The sequence below is a fragment of the Actinomadura sp. KC345 genome (assembly GCF_004348515.1).
In the GTDB taxonomy this organism is placed as follows: domain Bacteria; phylum Actinomycetota; class Actinomycetes; order Streptosporangiales; family Streptosporangiaceae; genus Spirillospora.
The window spans coordinates 21,983-28,113 of sequence record NZ_SMKH01000080.1 but is presented as its reverse complement, the minus strand read 5'-3'; the positions used below and the strand labels follow the sequence as shown (position 1 = coordinate 28,113).

The following is a 6,131-nucleotide window of genomic DNA, read 5'->3' as shown; positions in this document are numbered from 1 at the left end:
CCGCCGCCCCGAACGCGAGCCCGGACGTGCCGACGGCGATCCCGACGCCGAGGCCGTCGCGCACGGCGGCCTTCCGCGCACGCTCGTCCGGCGCCGCGTCCTCCCCGGCCCCGGTTTCGGCAACGCTCATGCGGCCGACGCTAGGGCCCCGCCCCGCCCGCGTTCTTGAACGTTCTTGCGGCCCCGTCACGGCGGTCACCGCTCCCCGGCGGCGTCGAGCCCCGCCTCGATGACGGCGTTCATGATGCGGCCGAGGCGGTCGGGGCCGAGCGACGGGGCGTGGACGGCCATCGCCTCGACGATCCGCCGCTCGCGGCCGGGGTCGCGACCGGCGAACCCGCCGACGGGCTTGAGGCGCTGGACGGCGGCGGCGACCGCGGCGCGGTGCTCCAGCAGGGTCGCGAGGGCGGCGTCCAGGTCGTCGATCGCGGCCCTGGCGTCGCCGAGCGTGGTGACGGCCGCGGCGGACGGGAGCGCGACGCGCAGCTCCGCGGCGCGCGGCTCGCCGGCGGCGCCGTCCGCGGGCGGCCGGCAGGCGGGGCAGTTCGCCCCGATCTCCGCGGGGTCGCCTTCGGCGGGGTCGATGACCTTGTCGTGCATGTCGGGGTCCCTCTCGTGCGGCGGCCGTCCGCGCAAGGGGGAGTCCGTGCCCGGGGCCGCTTCCGTTCAACAGAAAAGGCAGAGCCCGGGATGGGCTCCGCCTCGGCCGGCTCCGGGGTCGTCGCTCAGGTCGCGGCGACCGGCTCACCCGGAGCCGGCTGCGTAAACACGAAATGGCGACGTTCCACGGGCGCATGGTATGCGGTACGAGAGGCGGCAGCCAAACTCCGGACAGAGCGTCTCGCCCAGTGAGAACGAAATAAACCGTGCGGCAGGGGGGCTGATGCCCGTATGGCAGTAGAGGTCGCGCACCACTACCGGCATCCGGCGCTGCCGGAGGTCGACCTGCTCCGGGCGCGTTTCGTGACGCACCGGTACAACCGACACACCCACGACACCTATGTGTTCGCCGTGATCGAGGCGGGCGTGGAGGAGTTCGAGCACGGCGGCGGTGTCGAGCGCGCCGGGACGGGCTCGATCGTGGCCGTCAACCCGGGCGTCGTCCACGGCGGGTACGCGGGCACGCCGGAGGGCTGGGCGTACCGCGTGCTGTACCCGCCGGTGGACGTCATGGCCGAGGTGGCCGCGGACCTGGGCGCCCCGCGCGGCACCCCGGCGTTCCCGGAGCCCGTCGTGGACGACCCCGCCGCCGCCGGCCTGCTGCGCGCCGTCCACCGGGCGGGGGAGAAGGGCGACGCGCTGGCGGCGTCCACCCTGCTGAGGACGGCCCTGGCGGGCATGCTGGCCCGGCACGCGCGCGTCCGGCCGGCCGAGGCGTCCGCCGCGATGCCGCCCGCCGTCCGCGAGGCCCGCGACATCCTCCACGCGAACCTCGTCGACCCGCCGCCGCTGGAGCGGCTGGCCGAGGCCGTCGGGGCGCGCCCGTTCCCGCTGCTGCGGGCGTTCCGCGACGCGGTCGGCCTGCCGCCGCACGCCTACCTCAACCAGGTGCGCGTGCGGGAGGCGCGCACCCTGCTGGACGGGGGACTCCCTCCGGCGGACGTCGCGGCACGCACGGGTTTCGCCGACCAGGCCCATCTGACCCGCCATTTCAAGCGCACCCTGGGTGTCCCTCCGGGCGCCTACCGTAGTGCCCGGGGCATTGGGCGCGTCGGCGCGCGGGGGCCGCGCGGGGCGGGTTAGGCTCTCATCACCGCGTCATCCCGGCGCCCCGGCCGGGTTGACGATCTTCCCCCGGGACCGATAACGCGACGTGCGCCGGACAGGCGCGCGGGCGTTCGCATGCGACGAGCAGGAGGCGCAGCAGGCATGGCCGACTCTTTCGTTCATCTGCACGTCCATACGGAGTACTCCATGCTCGACGGAGCCGCCCGCCTGAAGCAGATGTTCGACGAGGTGGGCCGGCAGGAGATGCCGGCGATCGCCATGACCGACCACGGCAACATGCACGGCGCCTACGAGTTCCACCAGCAGGCGACGGCGGCCGGGGTCACGCCGATCATCGGCATCGAGGCCTACATGGCGCCCGAGTCGCGGTACCACAAGAAGAAGGTCCAGTGGGGCGAGCCGAGCCAGAAGCGCGACGACGTCTCCGGCGGCGGCCTGATCAACCACAAGACGCTGTGGGCGCGGAACAAGGCCGGCCTGCACAACCTCTTCAAGCTCTCAAGCCGCGCCTACACCGAGGGCTTCGTCTTCAAGTACGCGCGCATGGACGAGGAGCTGCTGGCCGAGCACGCGGACGGCCTGATGGCGACCACGGGCTGCCCGTCCGGCAAGGTCCAGACGAGGCTGCGGCTCGGCCAGTTCGACGAGGCGCTCAAGGCCGCGGCGACGTTCCAGGACATCCTCGGCAAGGACAATTACTTCCTGGAGCTGATGGACCACGGCCTGGACATCGAGAAGCGGGTCCGCCAGGGCCTGATCGACATCGGCAAGAAGCTGAACATCCCGCCGGTGGTCACCAACGACTCGCACTACACGCACGAGTCCGAGGCCACCGCGCACGACGCGCTGCTGTGCGTCCAGGTCGGCAAGCAGCTGGCCGACCCCGACCGGTTCCGCTTCAACGGCAGCGGCTACTACATCAAGACCGCCGACGAGATGCGCGCGATCGACTCGTCCGACATCTGGGCCGAGGGCTGCCGGAACACCCTCATGATCGCCGAGCGGGTCGACCCGGCCGGCATGTTCGAGTTCCGGGACCTGATGCCGCGGTTCCCCGTCCCCGAGGGCGAGACGGAGGAGACCTGGTTCCGCAAGGAGGTCTGGAAGGGCCTGCACCGCCGCTTCCCCCGCGGACTGCCGGACGGCTACGAGCAGCAGGCCGAGTACGAGATGGGCGTCATCCTCGGCAAGGGCTACCCGTCCTACTTCCTCGTCGTGGCCGACTTCATCATGTGGGCCAAGGAGAACGGCATCCTGGTCGGGCCGGGGCGGGGCAGCGCCGCGGGCTCGCTGATCGCGTACGCGATGGGCATCACCGACCTCGACCCGATCCCGCACGGGCTGATCTTCGAGCGGTTCCTCAACCCCGAGCGCGCGTCCATGCCCGACATCGACATCGACTTCCCTGAAGACCGGCGCGCCGAGGTCATCAAGTACACGACGGAGAAGTGGGGCGCCGACAAGGTCTCGTTCATCGCCACCTTCGGCACCATCAAGGCCAAGGCCGCCATCAAGGACGCGGGCCGCGTCCTCGGCTTCCCGTACGCGCTCGGCGACCGGATCTCCAAGGCGTTCCCGCCCGCCGTGATGGGCAAGGACATCCCGCTGTCGGGCATCTTCGACGACAAGCACCCCCGCTACGGCGAGGCGGGCGAGCTGCGCAAGCTGTACGAGGAAGAGACCGACGTCAAGCAGATCATGGACCTGGCGCAGGGCCTGGAGGGGCTGATCCGCCAGACCGGCGTGCACGCCGCCGGGGTCATCATGTCCGGGGAGACGATCACCGAGCACGTCCCGATCATGCGCCGGGACGCCGACGGCGCCATCATCACGCAGTTCGACTACCCGACCTGCGAGACGCTCGGCCTGCTGAAGATGGACTTCCTCGGCCTGCGGAACTTGACGATCATCGACGACGCGCTCCGCGGGATCAAGAAGAACAAGGGGATCGACGTCAACCTGCTCGACCTCCCGCTGGACGACCAGCCGACCTACGACCTGCTCGCACGCGGCGACACCCTCGGCGTGTTCCAGTTCGACGGCGGCCCGATGCGCTCGCTGCTGCGCCTGATGAAGCCCGACAACTTCGAGGACATCTCCGCCGTCGGCGCCCTGTACCGGCCGGGCCCGATGGGCGCCAACTCCCACACCAACTACGCGCTCCGCAAGAACGGCCAGCAGGAGATCACCCCGATCCACCCGGAGCTGGAGGAGCCGCTCAAGGAGATCCTCGACACCACCTACGGCCTGATCGTCTACCAGGAGCAGGTCATGGCGATCGCGCAGAAGGTGGCGGGCTACACGCTCGGCAAAGCGGACCTGCTCCGCCGCGTCATGGGCAAGAAGAAGAAGGCCGAGCTGGACGCCCAGTTCGTCGGCTTCGAGCAGGGCATGGTCGACAACGGCTTCTCCAAGGAGGCCGTCAAGACGCTGTGGGACATCCTCGTCCCGTTCTCCGACTACGCGTTCAACAAGGCCCACTCCGCCGCGTACGGCCTGGTCTCCTACTGGACGGCCTACCTCAAGGCGAACTACCCGGCCGAGTACATGGCGGGCCTGCTCACCTCCGTCGGCGACGACAAGGACAAGAGCGCCCTCTACCTGAGCGAGTGCCGCAGGATGGGCCTGAAGGTCCTGCCGCCGGACGTCAACACCTCCGAGGCCGACTTCACCCCCCTCGGCGACACCGAGATCCGGTTCGGGCTGTCCGCGGTCCGCAACGTCGGTACCAACGTGGTGGACGGGATCGTCGCGGCCCGCAAGGAGAAGGGCGTCTACGCCGACTTCAACGACTTCCTCGGCAAGGTCCCGCCGATCGTGTGCAACAAGCGGGTCGTGGAGTCGCTGATCAAGGCGGGCGCGTTCGACGAGCTGGGCCACGAGCGCAAGGCGCTGCTGATGGTGCACGAGCAGGCGATCGACTCGGTCATCGACATCAAGCGCAAGGAGGCGATCGGCCAGGACTCCCTCTTCGGCGCGCTGGAGGACGACGGCGGCGACGACGCGTTCACGGTCACGATCCCCGAGGGCGAGGAGTGGGACAAGACCACCCTGCTCGCGTTCGAGCGGGAGATGCTCGGCCTCTACGTGTCCGACCACCCCCTGCTCGGCGTCGAGCACATCCTGGAGCGCGAGGCCGACTGCACCATCGCCGTGCTGAACGAGGGCGAGCGGCCGGACGGCCAGATCGTCATCGTGGCGGGCCTGCTGTCCGGCCTGCAGCGCAAGGTCACCAAGCAGGGCAACTCCTGGGCGATGTTCCAGCTGGAGGATCTCGGCGGCTCGATCGAGGTGCTGTGCTTCCCGTCGTCGTACCAGCTGTGCTCCACGCTGCTCGCCGAGGACGCGATCCTGATCGTCAAGGGGAAGCTGGACCGCCGCGAGGACGTCGCGAAGATCATCGCGATGGAGGTCGTCCAGCCGGACCTGACCGTCACCGACGCGGGGGGCCCGTTCTCGGTGACGATGCCGCTCGGCCGCTGCACCCCGGCGACGGTCTCCCGCCTGAAGGAGGTCCTGGTCACGCACCCCGGCACCGCGGAGGTCCACCTGCACCTGCAGAACGGGCCGCGCACCACGGTCGTCCGCCTGGACGACAAGCTCCGCGTGGCGCCGTCCCCGGCCCTGATCGGCGACCTGAAGCAACTCCTCGGCCCGTCCTGCCTGGGCTGAAGGACGCGGTGAGCGCGGCGGTCAGCCCAGGGTGGCGGGGGTCAGTTCCGCCTTCCAGCTGACGAAGCGGCCGAGGCCGTCGAACGCGGCGCGGGCCGTGCCGCCGCCGGGCAGCAGCGCCTCGGTCAGCACGTCGGTCTGCCGGAATCCGACCCGGTGGTGGGACAGGAACCCGGCGAGCGTCAGCCGCGGCTCGTGCGGGAACAGGCTCGCCGCGTTCGCCAGCAGCCGGGGGAGCGTGACCGGGTCCCACTGCGCCGGGGGCGCCTGCGGGTCGTCCACGTGCAGGTAGGCCGAGCCGCCGTCGTAGCCGGCCCCGATGTACCCGGCCCCGCCGAGGACGCCGCCGGCGGCCATCGCGACCAGCTCACCGCCGTGCCCCGCGGGGCCCTCGTACCAGGACAGGTCTACCTCGGGGGTGGTGAACTCGGGGATGCCGAGCCGCTCGCCGAGCGTCCGGATCCCGAGCGTCGGGGTGACGGCCGGGTGCGCGGCGCCGAACTGCGGGTTCGCCCATCCCCACAGCCAGGTGCGCTCGCGCGCGGCGTAGCTGCCGAGCAGCGAGACCCGGACGGTGACCCCGCCGCTGGAGTAGGTGCGGGCGGTCAGGTCGGCGCTCCAGTCCTCGCGCGGCAGGAACTCGGCGAGCGTCTCCTGCTGCTGCAGGACGACGGCCGCCAGCGCGGCGCCGAGGCGTTCGAACGCAGGACTGAAGCCGGACATGTCGGGCA

At 71.0% G+C, this 6,131-nt stretch carries 4 protein-coding genes; 2 read left to right on the top strand and 2 right to left on the bottom strand.

Annotation, left to right across the window (positions count from 1 at the left end; genetic code table 11):
* Positions 1 to 195: 195 nt before the first annotated feature.
* Positions 196 to 600 carry a chorismate mutase gene (locus tag E1281_RS15865; protein ID WP_131878836.1) on the bottom strand — a complete coding sequence of 135 codons (405 nt, stop codon included), beginning with the start codon at positions 598 to 600 and terminating at the stop codon, positions 196 to 198.
* A gap of 291 nt (positions 601 to 891) precedes the next feature.
* On the opposite strand from E1281_RS15865, the gene E1281_RS15860 reads away from it, so the two are divergent.
* Positions 892 to 1,743 carry an AraC family transcriptional regulator gene (locus E1281_RS15860; RefSeq protein ID WP_131878834.1) on the top strand — a complete coding sequence of 284 codons (852 nt, stop codon included), beginning with the start codon at positions 892 to 894 and terminating at the stop codon, positions 1,741 to 1,743.
* 126 nt (positions 1,744 to 1,869) lie between these two features.
* A complete protein-coding gene (gene dnaE, locus E1281_RS15855) occupies positions 1,870 to 5,400 on the top strand; it encodes a DNA polymerase III subunit alpha (protein WP_131878832.1) in 3,531 nt (1,176 codons plus the stop codon).
* Between the two features lie 21 nt (positions 5,401 to 5,421).
* On the opposite strand, the gene E1281_RS15850 is transcribed toward dnaE, so the two are convergent.
* Positions 5,422 to 6,123: a DUF6882 domain-containing protein gene (locus E1281_RS15850; RefSeq protein ID WP_131878830.1), complete on the bottom strand. Its 702-nt coding sequence runs from the start codon at positions 6,121 to 6,123 to the stop codon at positions 5,422 to 5,424.
* Positions 6,124 to 6,131: the final 8 nt, after the last annotated feature.

Coding starts and splice junctions, on each gene's coding strand:
- E1281_RS15865 (WP_131878836.1), bottom strand. CDS start 600: ATGCACGACAAGGTCATCGACCCCGCCGAAGGCGACCCCGCGGAGATC.
- E1281_RS15860 (WP_131878834.1), top strand. CDS start 892: ATGGCAGTAGAGGTCGCGCACCACTACCGGCATCCGGCGCTGCCGGAG.
- dnaE (WP_131878832.1), top strand. CDS start 1,870: ATGGCCGACTCTTTCGTTCATCTGCACGTCCATACGGAGTACTCCATG.
- E1281_RS15850 (WP_131878830.1), bottom strand. CDS start 6,123: ATGTCCGGCTTCAGTCCTGCGTTCGAACGCCTCGGCGCCGCGCTGGCG.